Source organism: Rhizobium sp. A22-96 (assembly GCF_053521805.1).
In genome coordinates, this window is record NZ_JBNWDQ010000003.1 from 479,841 (window position 1) to 501,108 (window position 21,268).

The window sequence follows — 21,268 nt, forward strand, 5'->3', positions numbered from 1 at the left end:
CCTGCATGGTTGAATCAGAAGCCCAGGGGCGCCTTCCCGGTATTGCCCCTGTCTCCGTTGTCGATATCGGGTCGAATTCGGTCCGTCTCGTCGTCTATGAAGGCCACTCGCGGTCGCCAACCATTCTTTTCAACGAGAAAGTGCTTTGTGGCCTGGGAAAGGGCATAGCACTGACCGGGAAGATGGATGAGGAAAGCGTGGCCCGGGCGCTCGCAGCCCTGCATCGCTTCAAGGCGCTCTCCGATCAGGCCCGTGCATCGACCATCTATGTCCTGGCGACAGCGGCTGCGCGCGAAGCGAGCAACGGTCCCGAATTCATCCATCAGGCCGAAACCATCCTGCAGCGCAAGGTGCGCGTGCTCTCCGGCGAGGAGGAGGCGCGCTTCTCCGCGCTCGGCATCGTCAGCGGCTTCTTTCATCCCGATGGCATTGCCGGCGACCTGGGCGGCGGCTCGCTGGAATTGATCGATATCAAGGACCGGGAAATCGGCAAGGGCATCACCCTGCCGCTCGGCGGCCTGCGCCTGTCGGAATATGCCGGCGGTTCAATCGAAAAGGCGCGCAGCTTTGCGCGCAAGCATGTGAAGACGGCGAAGCTTCTCGCCAAGGGCGAGGGCCGCACTTTCTATGCCGTTGGCGGCACCTGGCGAAACATCGCCAAGCTGCATATGGAAACCCGCAAATATCCGCTGCACATGATGCAGGGCTATGAAGTGTCTCTCGAGGAGATGATGCGGTTCCTCGACCAGCTCGGCGATGCGCGGGAAACGAAAGACCCGGCTCTGCTGACGATTTCAAAGCACCGCCGTTCGCTGCTGCCCTTCGGCGCAGTGGCGATGCGCGAAGTGCTGGCGACCATGAAGCCGTCCATCGTCTCCTTTTCCGCGCAGGGTGTGCGCGAGGGCTATCTCTACTCCTTGCTGACGGAGGCGGAACGCCAAAGCGACCCGTTGCTTGTGGCGGCTGGTGAGCTTGCCATCCTGCGAGCCCGTTCGCCGGAGCATGCCCGCGAGCTCGCCGAATGGACGGGGCGGATGATGCCCTTCTTTGGGATCACCGAGACCGAGGAAGAGAGCCGCTATCGTCAGGCCGCGTGCCTTCTGGCGGATATCAGCTGGCGTGCTCATCCGGATTATCGTGGCCTGCAGGCGCTGAACATCATCGCCCATACGTCCTTCGTCGGCATCACCCATGCCGGCCGTGCCTTCATCGCGCTTGCCAATTACTATCGTTTCGAGGGATTGCACGATGACGGCGCGACCGAGCCGTTGGCGACGATCGCAACCCCGCTCTACATCGAGCGCGCCAAGCTGCTCGGTGGCCTGCTGCGCGTGGTCTATCTGTTTTCGGCATCGATGCCGGGCGTTGTGCGCAATCTGTCGTTCCGCCGTTCGACAAACCCCGAGCTGGATCTCGAATTCGTGGTTCCGGCCGAGTATCACGATTTTGCCGGCGAGAGGCTTGATGGGCGCCTGCAGCAGCTCGGCAAGCTCACGAACCGCCGACTGGCGTTCTGCTTCGAATAGGTCCGCTCGAATAATGCCTCTCCCCGCAGGGCAGGGAGAGGCGGGATTGTTGCAGCTTACTTCGCGTTCAGGAAATCACCGACTTCAAGAATGCTGAACTCGTTGTCGTCTGCCTTGTCGACGGCTCGGCCGGCCGAGAAGGGCAGGTTGTTGTCGTTGCCGATGATGATATGCGTGGCATCGACGCGGTCGACATTCTCGATGGTGACGAAGGGCATGTCGTAGAAGCCTTCGCCGCCGCCCTGGCGACGCTTGTGGTTTGGATCCTCGATGCGCATGAGATCGATATAGCCGATCTTGCGGACGGATTTGCCGACATTGGCGTCGCTGAACTCGATTTTGTAGACGCGCTTCAGCTCTGCCGGGGCTTCGAAGCAATCCGGCTTCGGCTGCTTGGGATCGGCGCAAGCCTTGTCCTTCGTGCCGGCGCCGTTGTCGCGCTCGATCACCAATGCCGTCTTTTCATCGAGCATGTTGAAATCGCCGATCGACGCACCCTTGTCTGCGAACGGATAGAGCCAGCTGCGGCCGGTCCAGCCCTTCGAGGCGACGTCGAATTCGATGACGCGGATGGCGGTCTTGCCATCGACGCTCTCCATCTGGCCGTCATCCTTGTAGATCGGGCCTTCCAGCAGACCGTAGAGCTTCGAGCCGTCCTTCGACATGGCAAGGCCTTCGAAGCCGCCAGAGCGCTTCAGGTTGAAGGCCGGCATCTTCTGCGTGGGGTTGCCCGGAAGCTGCAGCAGCGGATTGTCCGGAGACATCACAGGCTTGCCGTCGACCGTCGTCGAGAAGACGTCCGTCAGCTGGCCATTCGTATCGAACTTCAGCAGATAGGGACCGAACTCCTCGCCGATCCAGAAGCCGTCTGCGACGGGCTGGATCGATTCGATGTCGAAGTCGGAGCCGGTGAGATAGCGCTTGTCGGAGCCTTCGAGAACGATCGGGAAGGGGGCCTTCTTGTTCGGGTCGGAAAGGAAGAGGTTCTTGACGACATCGACCTTGCCATTGTCCCAGTCGAACTTCAGCTGGTGCAGGAAGAGCATCGCGTCGCTGGAGTTCTGCTTGGAGCCGAAGCCGTTGTCCGACAGCGTCCAGAACGTGCCGTCAGGCATGGCCTTGATGCCGGAAAAACCCTGGATCGGCTGGCCGTCGAAAGGCAGCTTCAGGTCGGTCACGCGAGCGCCGTCCTTGCCGGGCACAGTGCCGAGAGCCTCTGTGCGCTTGCGATCCGGCGTCGTGAACTTGCCGGAGGTCTTGACGAAATCAGGCGCATCGGCCGGCGCTGGAACGATGGTGTTGGCCGGCAGGATGGCCTGCCCGGCAAGCTTTGCCGGAAATTGCTGCTCGTCGGCATGGGCCGATGCAGCAAGCAAAATGAAGAGTGCCGTAGAGGCAGAAAGAATTCGGGTCATCATGTCACCTTGTTGGCCAGGATTGGCGAAAACAACCCCGCTTAACAGGCGAGCAGTGTCGACGAATTAACGCTTAGGTGAAGATTTGGTGACTGTGGACAACCTATGAGGTGTGAAGCCCAGGCGTGTGTCGATATGTCAATACAGCCGATGCTTTGTATTGCTTACGATCTGCCGCGTGCTGTCTTGAGGGCCTGGCGGCTTTGCGTATGAAGCGCGATGACGCCAAGCGACTGGTCGCGGCCGCGAACGGCATGCTCCCCGAGGTCTTCCTTGATGATCGCTTCGGGAAGCTCCAGCTGCCGGGCGAGGTCTGTGGAAATCAGCACCTGGCGCTCCAGCGTCTTGCAGAGTGATTCCAGTCTGGCGACGGTGTTCACCGTGTCGCCGAAATAGGCGATCTTGTGATGATCGACGCCGATTTCGGCGGTGACGATGCTGCCGCCATGCAAGGCAGCCCTCAGGCGTGGTACTCGACCGTATGATTTCAGCCATGTCTCGGCATTCTTTTCGATATCGTCGAGAATGTTGAAGACACAGCGCACGCAGTTGGCATTCTTGACACCGCGCCGAAGCGGCCAGGTGATGACGGCGGCATCGCCGATATAGTCGTCGATTGCCCCCTGATGCCGACGCACGGGTTCGGCCATGGCGCCAAATACGGCACCGAGAAATTCCTGCGTCTTGAGATCTCCATGCTCTTCCGCAAACGCGGTGGAGCCGACGAGATCTACGAACAGAAATACGCGCTCTTCCTGCACAGGATTGCGGTAGCGACCGGTCAGCAGGCTGAGGAAGATATCGCGCCCCAGCAATTCCCGCACGCGGCCGACGAAAATGACGATGGCCGTTACCAGCACGGCATAGATATAGACGTCAATCTTCAGGACCGTGAGGTCTTCCCAAGAGCCGTCGACCAGGCCCAGCAGTTTCATGAGGCTGCCTGCAATGGCGTAGCCGACGCTCATCAGGAGGAAATCGACGATCAGGGCCGAAAAGATGAAGGCCGGTGTCGGCAGGCGATGCATCCAGTCATTCAGCCTCGACAGGATCATCCGGCGTTCGAAGACCAGCAGCGGCATGCCGCAGAACAGCGCAAAGACCGCACCGATATAGGACGGCGCTTGCGGGAAGAATATCTTGCCGTAGATGACACCCGTCGAAGCGACGAATAGCGATGTCAGAATCCAGTTGCGCATCGAATGGAGAATGCCCATTCACTTTTCCGCCGAGAAGCGACGCCTGTCATTGGCGCGGAATTGCGCCAGCAAACTGGAACGTCATCGAATATAACGACCACATCAGACGTTCATTCCACGAGATTTGCGGCGCAATCGTGATCGCCGTCTGCATGCCCGTTGCCGAATCATACGCAATCGCAACGCGTCGGGAAAGAGCGATGTCGCGACTAGAGCGTGACCGTCTCGACCCGCTTCCCGACGAAGCGCAAGGCCACCTGGCCCTGGATCAGCTGCAGAGCCGTTTCGCCGAAGAGATCGCGCCGCCAGCCGGTAAGGGCGGCAACATCGGCCTTCTCGCCTTCCGCGGCGATCTTGTCGAGATCTTCGCTATTGGCGATCACTTTCGGCGCGACGCCATGCTTTTCCGCGATCAGCTTCAGCAGCACCTTCAGCAGTTCGGCAGCGGCGGCCGTGCCTTCGGGAGCCTGCTGATGGCGCGGCGGATGCGGCATGTCGGATTTGGGTAGCGCCAGGGCAGCGTTGATCGCCTCGATCACGGCCGCACCGGCGGCGGAACGTTCCCAGCCCTTCGGAATGGTGCGCAGCCGGGCAAGCGCTTCGCTGTCCTTCGGCTGCTGTTGGGCGATCTCATAGATAGCATCGTCCTTCACCACACGAGCGCGCGGAACGTTGCGGGCGCGTGCCTCGCGTTCGCGCCAGGCGGCCACATATTTGAGCACTGCGAGTTCCTGTGGCTTGCGCAGTCGCATCTTCAGGCGCTGCCAGGCATCATCCGGATGCAGATCGTAAGTCTCGCGCGCTTCGAGGATAGCCATTTCCTCCTGCAGCCAGGAGGCTCGTCCTTCGCGCTTCAGCTGTTCGTCAAGCGCAAGGTAGACGTCGCGCAGATGGGTGACGTCGGCGAGCGCATAGTCCAGCTGCTTTTCCGACAGCGGCCGGCGGCTCCAGTCGGTAAATCGCGAGGACTTGTCGATATGGACATTCTTGATACGGCTGACGAGCTGATCGTATGAAACGGAATCCCCGAAACCGCAGACCATCGCCGCGACCTGCGTATCGAAGATCGGATGCGGGATGAGATTGCCGCGATGGAAAATGATTTCGATATCCTGACGTGCCGCGTGAAAAACCTTCAGCACGGCCGGGTTTGCCATCAGCTCGAAAAATGGCGCAAGGTCCAACCCCTTGGCCAGTGGATCCACCAGCACTTCGGTTGTCGGGCTCGCCATTTGTATCAGGCACAGCTCTGGCCAGAAGGTTGTCTCGCGCAGGAATTCGGTATCAATGGTAATGAATTCCGACTTGGCCAGCTCTTGGCAGGCCGCCTCCAATTGGGCGGTAGTTTCGATCATCTCAACACATTCATCGGTAAAACAATTCCTTAACTTCCTTCTCCTTTCAGCCGGATATGTCAATACTTTCGCGGACAAAGCTTTGCCGCATTTCGTTTTTTGCTGAAATTACCCGGAAGGATGCAGCCGCGAGGGGCTCCAGGCGGATGGACTATCGACGGCTGTAAGTTAGGCGACGCGGACGTAGCTGGTCATGCCGGTTTTCTGATGCTCGATGATATGGCAATGCAGCAGCCAGTCGCCGGGATTGTCGGCGACGAAGGCGAGCTGCACTTTTTCATCCGGCTGGATCAGGTAGGTATCGGATACGAACGGCTGCACCTGCCGCGTCGAAGAAGAGATGACGGTGAAGCTCATCCCGTGCAGATGGATCGGATGGCTGTGGGGCGTCACGTTTTCCATGTCGATGACATAGCTCTTGCCGAGTTTCAGTTCGGCAAGCGGCGCGGTCGGGTCGGGCGTGTCGCCCGGCCACGGCACCTTGTTGATCGCCCAGAAGCTGTAGCCGAGCGAGCCGCAGATGCTGTTGTCTGCCGTATTTTCCGCCGTTGAGCTGAGGATCAGCGGCAGGTGTGTTGCTGCGCCGAAATCTGCCTTCTGCACTGGATTATCTTCCAGGGGTGGCAGATCGCGAACGTCGCGCTTCAGCGAGCTACCCACCGAGCGCAGCGTCGCCAGCACCTTCGGGTTCGTTCCCTTGATGTCCTCAAGCTTCACCACCGCACCTTCGCTATCGGGCATGCGCACGGCCAGTTCCAGTCGCTGGCCGGGGCCGAGCTGCAGCAGGTCCAGCGGAAAACGCTGCGGCACCGGATTGCCGTCGATGGCGATCACGGTTGCTTCGGCTCCATCCATTCGAAAGGAATAGATGCGCGTAACATCGGTAATGGCAATGCGCAGCCGCACAAGGCCGCCTGAGGGCGCATCATATTGCGGCTGCTGCTGCCAGTTTGCTGTCCGCACCGTACCATAGGTGCCGGATTTGGCGGCATCGCGGGGGCGGAACTGCGCGATGAACTGGCCGTCGCCACCCAGGCGCCAATCGCGCAGATTGAGCACCACTTCCGAATCGAATGCTGGATCCTTCGGGTTTTCGACGACAATGACACCGGTCATGCCATGGCCCATCTGCTCCAGCGTGTTGCAGTGCGGGTGATACCAGAATGTGCCGGCGTCGGGCGGCGTGAAGGCATAATCGAAATGATCGCCGGTATAGACATAGGGCTGGGTCAGGAAGGGCACGCCGTCCATGTTGTTCGGAAGCCGGATGCCGTGCCAGTGGATCGTCGTCGGATCGTCTATGCCGTTGATGAGGCGGGCGGCGAAGGATTCGCCCTTCTTCATGCGCACCACAGGCGGCATTCCGCCGTCACCATACGTCAGGACATCCTTGGTAGGCCCGCCATCCGCCAGATTGGCCTGGATCTTGGCGGTCTTCAACACACGCGGCTCGGCTGCCGCCGCCTTGCCGGCAAACCTGCCGGCGATGCCAAGACCGACACCATAGGCGCCTGCGACCGCGGAGGCTTTCAGAAGATTGCGGCGGGTCAGGATTGGCATGTCGGGCTCCGGGGGCGAAGATATCTGGATGTCTGTTTAAAGTTGACCGTGCCGTTCAGCAATAGCATTGCGGTAGCCAAACTGCCGCAGCGGCTACTTGCGGGTGTCGATAGAGGCGGTGAATGATCTTCGTTTGGCCTAGCTACAGGCTAATCCATATGCTCTCTGGGTGGCGATAGTCGAAATGGGAGAACCAATGTCTCGCGACGTTCCGGATCGGTTGCGGCAATTCGCAAAGGCAATGCGCAGCGACGCGACCAAGGCGGAAAATATGCTTTGGCAAGCTTTGCGTCGAAGCCAACTCGAAGGCTTCAAGTTCAGGCGACAGGTGCCGATCGATGGCTATATTGTTGATTTTGTATGTTTCGAAGCGCGGTTGATCATTGAGGTCGATGGCGCGCAGCACGCCGAAAGCGTGAGGGATCGGAAGAGGGATGTTTATTTTTCAAATCAGGGCTTTCGCATCCTGCGAGTGTGGAACCATGAGGTCGTAACGAATCTCGATGGAATCTGCCTGACAATCCTGGCGGAGCTTAAAAACACCGGAGAATAGCTGGAGAGCGAGGCAAACTCCGACCTATCTCGCCCCTGGCGGGCGAGAAAGCAATTTCACTGGTTTAGGAATTGCGAAACAGGACCTTCAAGGCACACCAAGGCATGGCGCAATTTCTAAGCCATTGAAATTGCAAGAGCGGGGGTCACGTTCTTGTTCCAGAAACTCTGGGATTGGATGCGTCCCTGCCTTCCCCCTCTCTTGCAATTTCTAACACTTAGCCTTGCGGCTAAATGCAAGAAATTGCTTTCTCGCCCGCCAAGGGCGAGAGAAGGCCATCGCTCAAGCCTTGACAAATCGGGCGTGCCATGCGCTTTTCCGCCCGATTTTCTCGTCGGCAGGCGAGGGCTTGCATGCCCTTTCGCCGCGGCCCGCCAAGTCCAGGATATATACTATGCATCGCTATCGCAGCCACACATGCGCCGCCCTGCGCAAGTCCGACGTCGGTTCGACCGTCCGTATTTCCGGCTGGGTTCATCGCGTCCGAGATCATGGCGGCGTGCTGTTCATCGACCTTCGCGACCACTATGGCATTACTCAGGTCGTCGCCGACCCTGATTCTCCGGCGTTCAAGCTCGCCGAAACTGTCCGTGGCGAGTGGGTCATCCGCATCGACGGCCTGGTGAAGGCCCGCACGGAAGATACCGTCAACAAGAACATGCCGACCGGCGAAATCGAGCTTTACGCTCAGGAGATCGAAGTGCTCTCCGCCGCCAAGGAATTGCCGCTGCCGATCTTCGGCGAGCCGGACTATCCGGAAGACGTGCGCCTCAAGTATCGCTTCCTCGATCTGCGCCGCGACACACTGCACAAGAACATCGTCAAGCGCACGCAGGTCATCTCCTCCATGCGCCGTCACATGGGCGAAGTCGGCTTTACCGAATACACGACCCCGATCCTGACGGCCTCATCGCCGGAAGGCGCGCGCGACTTCCTCGTACCATCCCGCATCCATCCCGGCACCTTCTACGCGCTGCCGCAGGCGCCGCAGCAGTACAAGCAGCTGCTGATGGTCGCCGGTTTCGACCGCTACTTCCAGATCGCGCCGTGCTTCCGTGATGAAGACCCGCGCGCCGACCGTCTGCCGGGCGAATTCTACCAGCTCGACCTCGAAATGAGCTTCGTCACCCAGGAAGACGTCTGGAACACCATGGCACCGCTGATGACCCAGGTGTTCGAGGAGTTTGCCGATGGCAAGCCCGTCACCAAGGAATGGCCGCGTATCCCCTATGACGTTGCGATCCGCAAGTATGGCTCCGACAAGCCGGACCTGCGTAACCCGATCGTCATGGAAGCCGTCACCGAGCATTTTGCCGGCTCCGGCTTCAAGGTCTTCGCCAATATGATCGCCTCCAACCCGAAGGTCGAAGTCTGGGCCATCCCGGCCAAGACCGGTGGTTCGCGCGCGTTCTGCGACCGCATGAACGCCTGGGCGCAGAGCCAGGGCCAGCCGGGCCTCGGCTACATCTTCTGGCGCAAGGAAGGCGAAAAGCTCGAGGGCGCTGGCCCGCTCGCCAAGAACATCGGCGAAGAGCGCACTGATGCGATCCGCACCCAGCTCGGCCTCGATGACGGCGACGCCTGCTTCTTCGTCGCCGGCGATCCCGCCAAGTTCTACAAGTTTGCCGGTGAAGCCCGCACCCGGGCCGGCGAAGAGTTGAACCTGGTCGATCGCGATCGCTTCGAGCTGTGCTGGATCGTCGACTTCCCGTTCTTCGAATGGAGCGAGGAAGAAAAGAAGGTCGATTTCGCCCACAACCCGTTCTCGATGCCGCAGGGTGGCCTTGAGGCGCTGCAGAACCAGGATCCCCTCACCATCAAGGCGTTCCAGTACGACGCCGTCTGCAACGGCTTTGAAATCGCCTCGGGCTCGATCCGTAACCAGTCGCCGGAAACCATGGTCGCTGCCTTCGAAAAGGTCGGCCTCAGCCAGGCTGATGTCGAGGAGCGCTTCGGCGGCCTCTACCGCGCCTTCCAGTATGGTGCGCCTCCGCACGGCGGCGCTGCCTTCGGTATCGACCGTATCGTCATGCTGCTGGTTGGCGCCAAGAACCTGCGTGAGATCTCGCTGTTCCCGATGAACCAGCAGGCGCAGGATCTGCTGATGGGCGCTCCCTCGGCCGCAACGCCGACGCAGCTGCGCGAACTGGCCATCCGCCCGGTACCGCCGGTGAAAAAGGACTAAGATCCTTCAGGCCCGTTCAGAAATACAAAACCCGGCGACCGAAATCGCCGGGTTTTTGTTTTGGATATTGGGCACAGGTTAAATCGCGGCATAGACCGCTTTGGCGAGATCAATCGTGAATTGCCCCCACATGCCTTCGAGCGCCGTGTTGGTCAGCGCCACCACAGTCAGCTTTTTCCGAGGGTCCGCGAACCAGCTGTGACCGTATACGCCACCCCATTTGATCGTGCCCGCCGAGAAGGGCACTTGAGCGGCGAGGGGGTCGGTGATGACAGACCAGCCATAGCCGAAACCGACGCCGGTCTGCAGAGCCTGCATATGTCCATCAGCCTGATCGGTCATCATCGTCTTCACGGTATCTGCCGCCAAGAGCGGTGCGCCACCCCTCTGTATGGCCTCCAGAATTGTGAGGATATCATGTGCCGTTCCGGCCATGCCTGCGCCGCCGGAATGATAGGAGCCGGGATCGAAGATCCTGTCCGGTGCAAAGCGGATCACACCGTCGAGTATCGGAACAAGCGTGCCGTCTTCCATTCGCTGCGGCTGGGGATCACCATTTACGTAATTGGCCGAGAGGCGGCTGCGATCCCGAACCGAGAATGCCGTATCGGAAAGGCCGAGAGGCTTCATGACAAGCTCTGCGACTACATCGCCGAGCGCGCGGCCGGTCTCCTTTTCGATGACGCCGCCGAGCACATCCATCGCCAGCGAATAGCGCCAGTTTTCGCCGGGTGCGAATAGAAGCGGGACACTGGAAAGGCGCCTGAGATTTTCTGCGATCGCAAGACCGGGCGTGTCGAGGCCATCGGACACACCGGCACGATGATAGGGGCCGTCCTGTTCCTCGGCGAAGGTGTAGCCAAGCCCGGAGGTGTGCGTGAGGAGATGCCGGATAAGGATAGTGGCTTCGCCGCCGTCGGGCAGTCGCGGCCGGAAATCGGGCAGCCATTTGGTGATCGGATCGTCGAGCACGATGCGGCCTTGTTCGACGAGCCGCATGGCGGTGATGGCGACAATCGGCTTGGTGATGGAGGCAAGGCGGAAGATGGTATCCTCTCGCACCGCCACCTTGTTCTCGCGATCAGCCAGACCGGCGGCGCGCCGATAGACAAGCTCTCCGTCCCGGGCGACCAGAACGACGGTGCCGACCAACCTCTTGTCCGCCAGGGCGGAATCGACAGCGGCATTCACGCCTTCAGCAAGGCTGCCGTCGCTTGGGCGTGCGGAATTTTCGAGGGGAAGACTCATGGCGCAAAACCTTCTATAATCACAATGACCATTCCTGAATAAACCAGATTGGAGATTATTTCTAGAGTGACCATTGTGAAAAATAATGAGGCGGCCGAAAATTCTGCGCCGCGCAAACGCGGCCGCCCGCCCGCCTTCGATCGCGAGACCGTTCTTGCCGCCGCACGGGATACATTCTGGAAGCATGGTTATGACGGCTCTTCCATCGCCGATCTGACCGCGGCAATGGGAATTACGCCCCAGAGCCTCTATGCCGCCTTCAATTCGAAAGCTGATCTCTATCGCGAGACGCTCGAGCAATATCGCCGCATGCCGCGGCCTGAACCCGGTAATCCCTTTCAGGAGAAGGTGGATACGGTGACAGCCTTCGAACGCTTCCTGACGAATTCGGCCAGGATTTTCACCGCACCTGAACATCCGAAGGGCTGCATGATTTCGACGGCAGTGCTGAATTGCGCTGAGGAGAACGAGCCGATTGCCCATCATGTCGCATCCATGCGCCTGCAGACGCTGGATATCTTCACCGCCCGGATCGAGCGCGGTATTGCGGAGGGTGACATGCGGCCGGACGCCAATGCCCGCTCTCTGGCGCGCTTTCTCGGCGCGATCGTGCAAGGCATGTCCGTGCAGGCGAGGGACGGTGCGACGACGGATGAGCTGCTCGCCTTGATAGCCCATGGCTTGAGCGAGCTTCGGAAGTATCAGCTCGCCACGACAGCAGGCCTTTGACGGCAAAGAAAAACCCGGCGACCGAAATCGCCGGGTTTCCATATCGTTCGGTGAATGACCGATCAGTCGTTCGACGAAACCTTGAGGCCGATGACCTGCGGGATCGAGTTCGGAGCGCCCATGGCAGCCCCGATGATCATCGGCACCGGAACCGGCTTGCCCGGAGCGGCGGAGATCGTCAGGCTCTTCGGATTGTCGAGATAGGAGCTGACGGCAGCCGATACGGCGTTCTGCAGTTCCGGAACGTTGAGCTGCGCCATCATGATCGGCGTCATCGCCTTCAGCGTGTCGGCGAGCTGCTTGCCCGTGACGCCCTGCTGCTTCCCGGCGAAATCAAGCGCGCGAGCCGTGATCGACGCATCGTCGAAACGAATCTTGGCGCTGTTGAACGTCAGCTGCTGCAGAAGGCCGAGCATGGCGAGGCCGGCAGACTGCTGTGCTTCCTGCTGGTTCGGGTTGGAGCGTACGGTCTTGAGCGCATCCTGCATCGACTTTGCGAAGGCAGGCGTGTAGCCGGAAATGCTGAAGGCCAGGTTCAGCTTGCCGATATCCCGGAAATCGAAGGAATATTCGCTGATGTCGATCGTGCCGGGGCCGATTTCCCAGCTGCCCTTCATGGCGATCGTGCCATCGACCTGCTGCAGCTTCAGCGCCTCGATGGCTTCCTTGGCCTTCGGGTCGTCAACCTTGCTGAGATCGCCCTTGACGCCGTTGATCTTGGCGTCGAAATCGAGGCCCGACTTGTCGTCGCGCTTCTTCATGTTGGCATCGGCGCCCTCGATCGAGAACACTTCGTCGCCGTCCTTGCTGACGGACACGGCGCCTGCATGGGCGCTCTTGTAGTAGAGAAGCGAGGTCAGGTCGCCCTTGGTGGCGTCGGCCGGGATCTCGACACCGGTCAGCTTCAGGTCGGTGGCGGAAATGGCCGCGCCATCCTTGTCAAAATCGACATCCGCAAAATCGATTTCATCGATCGTGTAGCCGCCATTGCTTTCTTCAACGCCATCAAGGGTGATGTCGCCGAGCGGAATGCTGTTGTCCAACCCGGCGGCCTTGAGGGTCGCGCCCTTCAGCGTCACCGTCGTGCCGTCCACATCGACACCTTCGGCGGCGATCGAGCCGCCCTGCTGGCCGTATACGTCGTTGATCTTCTTCAGCAGGTCATTGCCATCAAGCGCGAAGGCTGAGCTGGCGAAAGACAGGATGGCGGCGCTGCTCAGCATCAGCCGCGTGGTCCGGTAGAAAGTCATGATGGCGTTTCCTCGTTAAGACGGTGGTATCTAGGCGGGGGGTGTACATATTCAGCGTGTACTGCCGGGATTTATATTGATCTTTCTCTAAAAATCCAACGACAAAGACAATTGCGAGCAGGTGCAGCAAAAATGTGTCTATCTCCGTATGGAAAGATGGTTGAAAGGCCTTCATCCACAAGTGCTTTCCGCTGATTTCTTGCCGGGAATCGCGATCTTCTATAGTCAAGGGCCATGGGACAAAATCTGACTCCGCCGTCTGGTGATGGCGACGACAACATCCTTCCAGTCGATCTGAAGGCAGCACTCGAAGAGCGCTACCTGGCCTATGCCTTGTCGACGATTACGCAACGCGCGCTTCCCGACGTTCGCGACGGTCTGAAGCCGGTGCATCGGCGCATCGTCTATGCGATGAGCGAGATGGGGCTACGTCCCAATGCGGCCTTCCGCAAATGCGCGAAGATCGTCGGTGAGGTGATGGGTAACTATCACCCGCATGGCGACCAATCGATCTACGATGCGCTGGCGCGCCTCGCGCAGGATTTCTCGCAGCGCTACACGCTGGTCAACGGCCAGGGCAATTTCGGCAATATCGACGGCGATAGCCCGGCCGCGATGCGCTACACCGAATCCAAGATGACGGCGGTGTCCGAACTGCTGCTCGAAGGCATCGATCAGGATGCCGTGGATTTTCGCGACACCTACGACGAGTCGAATTCCGAGCCCATCGTTCTGCCGGGTGCCTTCCCGAACCTGCTTGCCAATGGTTCCTCGGGCATCGCGGTGGGCATGGCGACTTCCATTCCCTCGCACAATGCCCATGAGCTCTGCGACGCCGCGCTGCATCTGATCAAGGATCGCGATGCCACGGTCGAGAAGCTGGTGGAGCTCTATATTCCCGGTCCGGATTTTCCGACCGGCGGCATCATCATCGATGATCGCCGCAGCATCATCGAAAGCTACAAGACCGGCCGCGGCGGTTTCCGCGTCCGCTCCAAATGGGAGATCGAGGATCTCGGCCGCGGCGGCTACCAGATCGTCGTCACCGAAATCCCCTTCCAGGTGCAGAAGTCGAGGCTGATCGAGAAGATCGCCGAACTGCTTATCGCGCGCAAGCTGCCGCTGCTCGAAGACATCCGCGATGAATCCGCCGAGGATATCCGCGTCGTTCTCGTGCCGAAGAGCCGCAGCGTCGATGCGACGATCCTGATGGAATCGATGTTCAAGCTCACCGAGCTTGAGAGCCGCTTCCCACTCAACATGAACGTCCTGTCCATGGGCCGCATTCCCAAGGTCATGGCGCTGAATGAAGTGCTGAAGGAGTGGCTGGATCATCGCCGCGAAGTTCTGTTGCGCCGTTCGCGCTTCCGGCTTGCCGCCATCGAAAAGCGGCTTGAGATCCTTGGCGGCTTCCTGATCGCCTATCTCAATATCGATGAGATCATCGCCATTATCCGTGAGGAGGATGAGCCGAAGCCCGTGATGATGGAGCGGTTCGGCCTCACCGACAACCAGGTCGAAGCGATCCTGAACATGCGGCTGCGCTCCTTGCGCAAGCTGGAGGAATTCGAAATCCGCAAGGAATTCGACGGCCTCAGCAAGGAAAAGGCCGACATAGAATCGTTGCTCGCCTCGGAAGAGAAGCAGTGGCAGACGGTTGCCTGGGAAATCGGCGAGGTGAAGAAGAAATTCGCCAAGGCCACCGAGATCGGCCGCCGCCGCACGCAGTTTGCCGAAGCGCCCGAGGCCGATGACGCAGCGATCCAGCAGGCGATGATCGAGAAAGAGCCAATCACGGTCGTCGTCTCCGAAAAGGGATGGATCCGTGCCCTGAAGGGCCACATTTCCGATACGGCGACGCTGACCTTCAAGGAAGGCGACGCGCTGAAGGTGGCCTTCCCGGCCCAGACGACCGACAAGATCCTCATCATCACGACAGGCGGCAAGGCCTATACGCTCGGCGGCGACAAACTGCCCGGCGGGCGTGGTCATGGCGAACCGCTGCGCATCATGGTCGATATGGAGAATGATCAGGATGTGCTGACGGCCTTTGTCCATGATCCCCAGCGCAAGCAACTGATCGCCTCGACGGCCGGCAACGGCTTCATCGTGGCCGAGGCGGAGCTGGTTGCCAATACCCGCAAGGGCAAGCAGATCATGAATGTCTCCTATCCGGACGAGACGAAGCTGCTGGTGCCGATCTCGGGCGATCATGCTGCCGTGGTCGGCGAGAACCGCAAGATGGTGATCTTCTCGCTGTCGCAGGTGCCGGAAATGTCGCGCGGCAAGGGCGTGCGCCTCCAGCGCTACAAGGATGGCGGCGTCGCCGATATCAGATGCTTCGCGATTGCCGATGGCCTGACATGGGAAGACAGCGCTGGCCGCACCTTCACCAAGACCAAGGATGATCTGGCCGAATGGCTGGGCGACCGCGCCAGCGCCGGCCGCGCCGTGCCGAAGGGCTTCCCGAGAAGCGGCAGGTTTTCGGGGTGACGAGCGGTTGGGCGTAGCCCGAGCAATCGACCCGGTGGGTCGATTGCAGCGACGAACGCCCTGAGCCAAAGCTAAGGGCCGGGTGGCGCCGCAGATGGGGTCGTCGCTACCCGGCGAGTGGAATGCAGAAGTCTTTGAAAAACTGCGTAGCGCCCGTTTCGTCAATTTCTCCGGCGGCGACACCCTGTACGAAGGCGACAACCGTTGCGTCATCAGCGTCGATCAGATTGCCGTTGATGTAGAGAAACGTGAACGCTGCCAGATAGCCTGCTCGTTTGTTTCCATCGGAAAATGGGTGATTCCGAACGATGCCGTAGAGGTAAGCGGCGGCCAGAGCGAATAAATCATTCTCGCCATATGCTGCCTTGTTCAACGGGCGCGCCATGGCTGCTTCCAGCGCATTCTCGTCTTTTAGTCCCGGCAATCCGCCATGCTCAGCGAGTTGCTCTTCATGCATGATTTCAACCGCTTTGCGGGAGAGCCATTTGTAGTCGTTCATTTTGCGAGTTCACGCAGGGCGGCGCGATATTTCTGCATGCCAAGTCTTGCGGCCCGCAGTTGTTCGGCAAGGTCAGCGCGCTCCGGAACCAACTCGATGTTGCCGTTCACTTCGCGGATCTCCAGCGCATCGCCATTTTTCAGGCCGAGCCTCTGGAGAACTTCCTTCGGAATAATCACGCCCTCGGAATTGCCGATTTTGCGGATGACGACGTTCATATCTCAACTCTCCAATGTAATAACCAAGTTATAACATCGGGCGGCGATAATATCAACGCATTGACCTTATCCGGCCATCGCCGCTCGTGTCTTCATCCGCGCCTGCCACAGCGAATGGGCTCCCAGCGCCACGATCAATATGGCGCCGCCAGCAAGGGTCATGTCGGTTGGCGCTTCGGCAAAGATCATCCAGACCCAGATCGGCGCCAGGATCGTTTCGAGGAGATAGAACATCGCCACCTCAGGCGCCGAGAGGAAGCGTGTGCCTGTGGCGAGGCACCAGAAGGAGAGGGGCATGAGTACAGCCCCGTCGAAGAGGATCCAGCCGGGATGCTCGATCGAAAAGCCTGAGGGGATAACGTGATAAAGTCCGACAATGGCTGGCATGACCGCCGCCAGCAACGAGGCGAAACCCATATCCTGTCGCGAGGCGCGGCTGATAGTGATGGCGCAGGCAATCGAAAACGACGCAACCACGGAAAGTGCATCGCCGAGAAGATGGCCGCCCTCCATGCCGTCCCCGACGATCAGGCCAACGCCGATGATCATGACGGCCATGGTGATGAAGGTCGAAACGGCGGGACGTTCCTTGAGGAATATCCAGGAAAGCAGCGCCGTGAACATCGGGTTGAGCGCGATGATGAAAACCACATTGGCTGCCGTCGTATAATAGACGGCAAGAAGAAAGCTGATCGTCGTCAGCCCATAGAAGAACCCCACCGGAAGCCCAAGCCAGCCGGGCAGCACGCCGCGCAGCGAACCGGTGACGCGACGGATGATGAAGAGGGCGGCCAGCGCCACGACCACCGTTGCAAGACTGCGTACCGACAGCACCGACCAGACTTCGCCGCTGGAGAGCCGGATCAGCGGAATATCCATCGACAGGGCCAGGCCGCCGAGTGTGGTCAGCAGCAGGCCCTTCCTGTGGTCTGAGAGATTGGCGAACATTCAGCGGGCGCTGTCTTTGTCGCCGTCCGCGGCTGGGTCGAAGCGCTCCCAGCCACGCGGGGTCAGATGTTCCTGCGGCTGAAAACGCGTCTTGTAGTCCATCTTGCGCGATCCCCTGACCCAATAGCCGAGATAGACGTGCGGAAGTCCCAGCGCCTTCGTCCGCTTGATGTGATCGAGGATCATGAACGTACCGAGCGATCGCTCGTCGAAATCGGGATTGAAGTAGGAATAAACCATCGACAGCCCATCGCTCATCACATCGGTTAGGGCCGCCGCCAGCAGTTCGCCTTTCGGGCGCTGTTCCAGCCCGGAGCCTTCCTCACGACGGCGATACTCAATGATGCGTGTGTTGACATGCGTGTCTTCGACCATGATCGCATAGTCGAGCACGGTCATGTCGGACATCCCGCCCTGTTGGTGGCGATAGTCCAGGTAACGGCGGAAGAGGGAATATTGTTCGCTCGAGGGCTGTGCCGGAAATTCGGTGGCGATGATATCGCTATTGGTTGCCAGCACGCGTCTCATCGAGCGGCTGGGCTCGAATTCCTGGGCAAGAATACGCACCGATATGCAGGCGCGACAAGATTCGCAGGCCGGTCGATAGGCGATGTTCTGCGAGCGTCGAAAGCCGCCCTGCGTCAGGATATCATTCATCTCCGCGGCGCGCGGACCGACGAGATGCGTGAAAACCTTGCGCTCCATCTCGTGCGGCAAGTACGGGCAGGTAGCCGGTGCCGTCAGATAAAACTGCGGAGATGGCGTCGACTGCGTGTTCATCTGCCGTTGAATGCCCTTTCTTTCGGCATTGGTTTTTTACAAGCATGGCCCAAGTTTGGAAAACGTCAACCATGTCCTTTGCTAAAGATCACAGTTTCCTAAAAGACTGCATGCGAAAAGACCGCCCTATGCGCCCAAAGGCTTAGCCGTAAACCGCATATGGAGTTGTGGATAGCGTCTCGTCCTAGGCCGTGCGGGCGATTACCGTACCGAGCAACAGGTCGTGCACAAGGCGGCTGCGATCGGTGAAGAGGCCTGCGAGCAGGATCAGCGGCGTCAGCACCGAGTTCAGGATCCAGAATAGTGCCAGATGGACGATCGCGGTCAGGAAATCCATCCGCCGACCGTCGACCCGCACCATCGTAATGCCCATGGCGCGCATGCCGAGCGACGCCTGATAGGGGCCGCCAAGCGTCCAGCCGAAATAGAGGCCGGCAACGAGGATGAAGAGCACAGGATAGAGGAAGAAGCCAAGCCCGAGTGTCAGGATCGACAGGAAGAACAGCACGACGGCCGCAGGAATGCAAAGCAGGGCGACGATGATATAGTCGACGATGAAGGCGAAGATGCGCCGGCTCAGCACACCACTATAGGCGCGCCAGTCTTCCGGTGCTGCATAAAGCGGGCTGGGGTTCAGGCTCATCGTTTTTTGCTCCTTCGCGTGCCCTTCAATCGTTCCGATATGAAGAAGGCTTATGCGCCAGTTGAAAGATCCTTCTGCGACTTTTATACGACCGATCGGCGCGAAAGCCGCAGCAAGGGAAACATTTGCCGAACATATGGTGTCAGGTCCGGCAAATACAATAAGCCTGGCTTGGAGCTACTTTCTTGCCAGGTGCCTTGCCACATCCATCGCGAAATAGGTGAGGATGCCGTCGCAGCCGGCGCGCTTGAAGGCGAGCAGGGTTTCCAGCATCACCCTTTCGCCGTCGATCCAGCCATTGGCGGCGGCGGCCTTGATCATCGCGTATTCGCCTGAGACCTGATAGGCGAAGGTCGGAAGGCCGAAAGCCTCCTTCAGCCGCCAACAGATGTCGAGATAGGGCAGGCCCGGCTTGACCATCAGCATGTCGGCGCCTTCCTCTACGTCGAGGGCCGCATCGCGCACGGCTTCGGTGCCGTTTGCCGGGTCGATATAATAGGTCTTCTTGTCACCCTTCAGCAGCCCGCCGGTGGAAATCGCCTCGCGGTAAGGGCCGTAGAAGGCCGAGCTGAACTTGGTTGCATAGCTCATGATGCCGACATTCTGGTGGCCGGCGGCGTCCAGCGCCTGACGGATGGCGCCGATGCGCCCGTCCATCATTTCCGAAGGTGCGATGATGTCGGCACCGGCGTTGGCCTGATAGACGGCCGCGCGGGCGACCTGCTCGACCGTTTCGTCATTGACGATCTCGTTGCCACGCAGGATGCCGTCGTGCCCATGGCTGGTGAACGGGTCGAGGGCGACATCGGTAATGATGCCGATGTTCGGCACGGCTTTCTTGATCGCGGCTGTTGTCAGATTGATGAGGTTGTTCTTCTCGAGGCTGTTTGAGCCGGTCTCGTCGCGCAGTTCCATTTCGATGTTCGGGAATGTGGCGAGCGCGGGAATGCCGAGATCAGCCGCTTCCTTAGCTGCTTCCACGGCTTTATCCACCGTCATGCGGTTGACGCCGGGCATGGCGGGGATCGGTTCCACGATGCCGGTGCCGGGGATGACGAAGATCGGCCAGATCAGATCGTCGACGGTCAATCGGTTTTCCTGCACCAGGCGGCGGGTCCAATCGGCCTTGCGATTGCGCCGCATGCGACGATGCCCGGTGATCTCGTCCACGAGATGCGTCTTGTTCTCCATGATGCCGCCATCCTTCTTCGTCTATCTATGGCCTTATTATATGGGCAGCGTACCTAGCACGCTGTCCCCAGGATTCAAAACCAGGCGAAAGGCCGCAGCCATTATGCTCTGGCGAGCCGGGTGCCTCCTACGTATTGTTCGCGCATGGACTCTGATTCTTCGACCGTACCCAAGAATACGCTGACGGACATCCTGTTCGTCCTGTTCCTGCGGCTGATCGCCATTGCCTGCTTCTGGCTCGGTCTGCAGTACTGGGCCATGCTGGTCGGCTACTCCCTTGATGGCCATGCCCGCTTCGACCTCCTTAATCTGCCGTGGAAGGTCGCGAGCGCTGGACTGGCCGTCGTTTTCCCCGTCGCCGCGCTTGGATTGTGGCTCACCGTATCCTGGGGACCGGTGATCTGGGTGCTCGCTGCAGGAGGGCAGGGATTGATGTACGGGATGTGGCCGGAGGTGTTCGGATCCAATCCGTTGATCATGATCTTGCATGTCTGTGTCGCCGTGCTGTATTGCCTGTTCCGCATCCTTTTATGGCAGGAAAAGCGCCGGCGCCGGCAGCAGCAGGTAATGGTTGATTTACCCTGAGACAGCAAGAGTTCGCGGTAAGGTGCTGTTAAGCTTGCAGTTTAAGTAGAATTTTATGTGTATTCGATAGGGTCTCACTCAAGGCGGGAAGAAAACGACACCGCCAAACAAAACAGAGTGAGGCCAAGTCATGATGAACACGAAAATGAAGCCGCAGGCAGTTGCGAACGCTCGGGATCAGCAGGTTGACGACATCCGGGCCCTCTACATGGAATCTCTCCATCTGGTCGAGCGTTTGCACCGCCGCCTGCTTGATGTCATCAAGGACGAGTTCGACCGTCAGGGTCGCGACGACGTCAACGCCGTCCAGGCGCTTCTCCTTTTCAACATCGGCAATTCCGAACTGACAGCCGGCGAACTGCGTTCCCGCGGTTTCTACCTCGGCTCCAACGTTTCCTACAACGTGAAGAAGCTGGTCGACCTCGGCTTCATCAATCATCAGCGCTCGCGCATCGACCGTCGCTCGGTCCGCATCAGCCTGACGGAAACGGGCCAGGACATCGCCGAAACCGTTGCCAAGCTCTATGAGCGCCACATCGGCTCGATCGACAAGGTCGGCGGCATCGGTACCGACGAGTTCACCCAGATGAACAAGCTCCTGCAGCGCCTCGACCGCTTCTGGAACGACAGCATCGCCTACCGCATGTGATTAGCGACCGTTGATCGGTCGCAAGATCCTCCAGTCGAAACAAGCTGGACACGTTCCCTGCGTGTCCGGCTCGCTCCTGTTCTCAACCCTGCAATTGTGCGCTTTTTGCCACGTCCGCTCCTCACCTTCTGTCGCAGAGGAGGCTCGGGGCATCTGAGCGATTGACGGCAGGTCAGGACAGGTTATGAACCAAGCCCATTCTGTGGTATATTAGCACATACAATATGGCGATCCTCCGCGAG

General features: G+C 59.5%; 19 protein-coding genes. 7 read left to right on the forward strand and 12 right to left on the reverse strand.

Annotation, left to right across the window (positions count from 1 at the left end; all coding sequences use genetic code 11):
• Positions 1-5 precede the first annotated feature (5 nt).
• Complete coding sequence (gene ppx, locus ACQZ6F_RS15110; protein ID WP_077470050.1) at positions 6-1,526, forward strand: exopolyphosphatase; 1,521 nt, start codon at positions 6-8, stop codon at positions 1,524-1,526.
• A 56-nt stretch (positions 1,527-1,582) separates the two neighbouring features.
• Here the strand turns inward: ppx and ACQZ6F_RS15115 are convergent, their stop codons facing one another.
• From ACQZ6F_RS15115 to ACQZ6F_RS15130, 4 genes are all read right to left on the reverse strand, one after another.
• Positions 1,583-2,941, reverse strand: a complete 1,359-nt coding sequence (locus ACQZ6F_RS15115; protein WP_077470146.1) for an esterase-like activity of phytase family protein — start codon at positions 2,939-2,941, stop codon at positions 1,583-1,585.
• A 164-nt stretch (positions 2,942-3,105) separates the two neighbouring features.
• The gene (locus ACQZ6F_RS15120) at positions 3,106-4,158 is read right to left on the reverse strand and encodes an adenylate/guanylate cyclase domain-containing protein (protein WP_077470051.1); all 1,053 of its coding nucleotides are present in this window, start codon (positions 4,156-4,158) and stop codon (positions 3,106-3,108) included.
• A 191-nt stretch (positions 4,159-4,349) separates the two neighbouring features.
• Positions 4,350-5,495 (reverse strand): ribonuclease D, encoded by a 1,146-nt coding sequence (gene rnd, locus ACQZ6F_RS15125; RefSeq protein WP_449093490.1) that lies wholly within the window; start codon positions 5,493-5,495, stop codon positions 4,350-4,352.
• A gap of 168 nt (positions 5,496-5,663) precedes the next feature.
• On the reverse strand, positions 5,664-7,055 hold the full coding sequence (locus tag ACQZ6F_RS15130; RefSeq protein WP_449093489.1) for a multicopper oxidase family protein: 1,392 nt from the start codon (positions 7,053-7,055) through the stop codon (positions 5,664-5,666).
• Between the two features lie 196 nt (positions 7,056-7,251).
• Between ACQZ6F_RS15130 and ACQZ6F_RS15135 the strand changes: the two genes are divergently transcribed.
• Positions 7,252-7,608 carry an endonuclease domain-containing protein gene (locus ACQZ6F_RS15135; protein WP_449093488.1) on the forward strand — a complete coding sequence of 119 codons (357 nt, stop codon included), beginning with the start codon at positions 7,252-7,254 and terminating at the stop codon, positions 7,606-7,608.
• A gap of 394 nt (positions 7,609-8,002) precedes the next feature.
• Complete coding sequence (gene aspS, locus ACQZ6F_RS15140) at positions 8,003-9,793, forward strand: aspartate--tRNA ligase (protein ID WP_077470053.1); 1,791 nt, start codon at positions 8,003-8,005, stop codon at positions 9,791-9,793.
• A gap of 78 nt (positions 9,794-9,871) precedes the next feature.
• Here the strand turns inward: aspS and ACQZ6F_RS15145 are convergent, their stop codons facing one another.
• Positions 9,872-11,041: a serine hydrolase domain-containing protein gene (locus tag ACQZ6F_RS15145; protein ID WP_449093487.1), complete on the reverse strand. Its 1,170-nt coding sequence runs from the start codon at positions 11,039-11,041 to the stop codon at positions 9,872-9,874.
• A 66-nt stretch (positions 11,042-11,107) separates the two neighbouring features.
• Between ACQZ6F_RS15145 and ACQZ6F_RS15150 the strand changes: the two genes are divergently transcribed.
• A complete protein-coding gene (locus ACQZ6F_RS15150; RefSeq protein WP_449093486.1) occupies positions 11,108-11,770 on the forward strand; it encodes a TetR/AcrR family transcriptional regulator in 663 nt (220 codons plus the stop codon).
• 62 nt (positions 11,771-11,832) lie between these two features.
• On the opposite strand, the gene ACQZ6F_RS15155 is transcribed toward ACQZ6F_RS15150, so the two are convergent.
• Positions 11,833-13,020 (reverse strand): hypothetical protein, encoded by a 1,188-nt coding sequence (locus ACQZ6F_RS15155; protein ID WP_449093485.1) that lies wholly within the window; start codon positions 13,018-13,020, stop codon positions 11,833-11,835.
• Between the two features lie 234 nt (positions 13,021-13,254).
• Here ACQZ6F_RS15155 and parC point away from each other — a divergent pair, with 234 nt between their 5' ends.
• Positions 13,255-15,513 (forward strand): DNA topoisomerase IV subunit A, encoded by a 2,259-nt coding sequence (gene parC, locus ACQZ6F_RS15160; protein WP_449093484.1) that lies wholly within the window; start codon positions 13,255-13,257, stop codon positions 15,511-15,513.
• A 106-nt stretch (positions 15,514-15,619) separates the two neighbouring features.
• Here parC and ACQZ6F_RS15165 read toward each other — a convergent pair whose 3' ends face one another.
• The 6 genes from ACQZ6F_RS15165 to hemB form a co-directional block, all read right to left on the reverse strand.
• Entirely contained in the window at positions 15,620-16,012 is a 393-nt protein-coding gene (locus ACQZ6F_RS15165; protein WP_449093483.1) for a type II toxin-antitoxin system death-on-curing family toxin, read from the reverse strand.
• A complete protein-coding gene (locus ACQZ6F_RS15170) occupies positions 16,009-16,230 on the reverse strand; it encodes an AbrB/MazE/SpoVT family DNA-binding domain-containing protein (protein ID WP_034487322.1) in 222 nt (73 codons plus the stop codon). Before ACQZ6F_RS15170 ends, ACQZ6F_RS15165 begins: the two co-directional genes overlap by 4 nt.
• Positions 16,231-16,296: 66 nt before the next feature.
• Positions 16,297-17,178 (reverse strand): DMT family transporter, encoded by an 882-nt coding sequence (locus ACQZ6F_RS15175; RefSeq protein WP_449093482.1) that lies wholly within the window; start codon positions 17,176-17,178, stop codon positions 16,297-16,299.
• The gene (locus ACQZ6F_RS15180; protein ID WP_068385753.1) at positions 17,179-17,958 is read right to left on the reverse strand and encodes an arginyltransferase; all 780 of its coding nucleotides are present in this window, start codon (positions 17,956-17,958) and stop codon (positions 17,179-17,181) included.
• 184 nt (positions 17,959-18,142) lie between these two features.
• Positions 18,143-18,601, reverse strand: a complete 459-nt coding sequence (locus ACQZ6F_RS15185; RefSeq protein ID WP_077470059.1) for an RDD family protein — start codon at positions 18,599-18,601, stop codon at positions 18,143-18,145.
• Positions 18,602-18,778: 177 nt separating this feature from the next.
• On the reverse strand, positions 18,779-19,792 hold the full coding sequence (gene hemB / locus ACQZ6F_RS15190) for a porphobilinogen synthase (RefSeq protein WP_449093481.1): 1,014 nt from the start codon (positions 19,790-19,792) through the stop codon (positions 18,779-18,781).
• Positions 19,793-19,936: 144 nt separating this feature from the next.
• Here hemB and ACQZ6F_RS15195 point away from each other — a divergent pair, with 144 nt between their 5' ends.
• Together ACQZ6F_RS15195 and ldtR are read left to right on the forward strand one after the other, a co-directional pair.
• On the forward strand, positions 19,937-20,377 hold the full coding sequence (locus ACQZ6F_RS15195) for a DUF6163 family protein (RefSeq protein WP_449093480.1): 441 nt from the start codon (positions 19,937-19,939) through the stop codon (positions 20,375-20,377).
• A gap of 133 nt (positions 20,378-20,510) precedes the next feature.
• Positions 20,511-21,026, forward strand: coding sequence for a transcriptional regulator LdtR (ldtR, locus tag ACQZ6F_RS15200; protein WP_068385759.1), 516 nt, complete (start codon positions 20,511-20,513; stop codon positions 21,024-21,026).
• Positions 21,027-21,268 lie beyond the last annotated feature (242 nt).

Excerpts from the sequence above, each read along its gene's own strand:
- ppx (WP_077470050.1), top strand. The coding sequence starts at position 6 with ATGGTTGAATCAGAAGCCCAGGGGCGCCTTCCCGGTATTGCCCCTGTC.
- ACQZ6F_RS15115 (WP_077470146.1), bottom strand. The coding sequence starts at position 2,941 with ATGACCCGAATTCTTTCTGCCTCTACGGCACTCTTCATTTTGCTTGCT.
- ACQZ6F_RS15120 (WP_077470051.1), bottom strand. The coding sequence starts at position 4,158 with ATGGGCATTCTCCATTCGATGCGCAACTGGATTCTGACATCGCTATTC.
- rnd (WP_449093490.1), bottom strand. The coding sequence starts at position 5,495 with ATGATCGAAACTACCGCCCAATTGGAGGCGGCCTGCCAAGAGCTGGCC.
- ACQZ6F_RS15130 (WP_449093489.1), bottom strand. The coding sequence starts at position 7,055 with ATGCCAATCCTGACCCGCCGCAATCTTCTGAAAGCCTCCGCGGTCGCA.
- ACQZ6F_RS15135 (WP_449093488.1), top strand. The coding sequence starts at position 7,252 with ATGTCTCGCGACGTTCCGGATCGGTTGCGGCAATTCGCAAAGGCAATG.
- aspS (WP_077470053.1), top strand. The coding sequence starts at position 8,003 with ATGCATCGCTATCGCAGCCACACATGCGCCGCCCTGCGCAAGTCCGAC.
- ACQZ6F_RS15145 (WP_449093487.1), bottom strand. The coding sequence starts at position 11,041 with ATGAGTCTTCCCCTCGAAAATTCCGCACGCCCAAGCGACGGCAGCCTT.
- ACQZ6F_RS15155 (WP_449093485.1), bottom strand. The coding sequence starts at position 13,020 with ATGACTTTCTACCGGACCACGCGGCTGATGCTGAGCAGCGCCGCCATC.
- parC (WP_449093484.1), top strand. The coding sequence starts at position 13,255 with ATGGGACAAAATCTGACTCCGCCGTCTGGTGATGGCGACGACAACATC.
- ACQZ6F_RS15165 (WP_449093483.1), bottom strand. The coding sequence starts at position 16,012 with ATGAACGACTACAAATGGCTCTCCCGCAAAGCGGTTGAAATCATGCAT.
- ACQZ6F_RS15170 (WP_034487322.1), bottom strand. The coding sequence starts at position 16,230 with ATGAACGTCGTCATCCGCAAAATCGGCAATTCCGAGGGCGTGATTATT.
- ACQZ6F_RS15175 (WP_449093482.1), bottom strand. The coding sequence starts at position 17,178 with ATGTTCGCCAATCTCTCAGACCACAGGAAGGGCCTGCTGCTGACCACA.
- ACQZ6F_RS15180 (WP_068385753.1), bottom strand. The coding sequence starts at position 17,958 with ATGAACACGCAGTCGACGCCATCTCCGCAGTTTTATCTGACGGCACCG.
- ACQZ6F_RS15185 (WP_077470059.1), bottom strand. The coding sequence starts at position 18,601 with ATGAGCCTGAACCCCAGCCCGCTTTATGCAGCACCGGAAGACTGGCGC.
- hemB (WP_449093481.1), bottom strand. The coding sequence starts at position 19,792 with ATGGAGAACAAGACGCATCTCGTGGACGAGATCACCGGGCATCGTCGC.
- ACQZ6F_RS15195 (WP_449093480.1), top strand. The coding sequence starts at position 19,937 with ATGGACTCTGATTCTTCGACCGTACCCAAGAATACGCTGACGGACATC.
- ldtR (WP_068385759.1), top strand. The coding sequence starts at position 20,511 with ATGAACACGAAAATGAAGCCGCAGGCAGTTGCGAACGCTCGGGATCAG.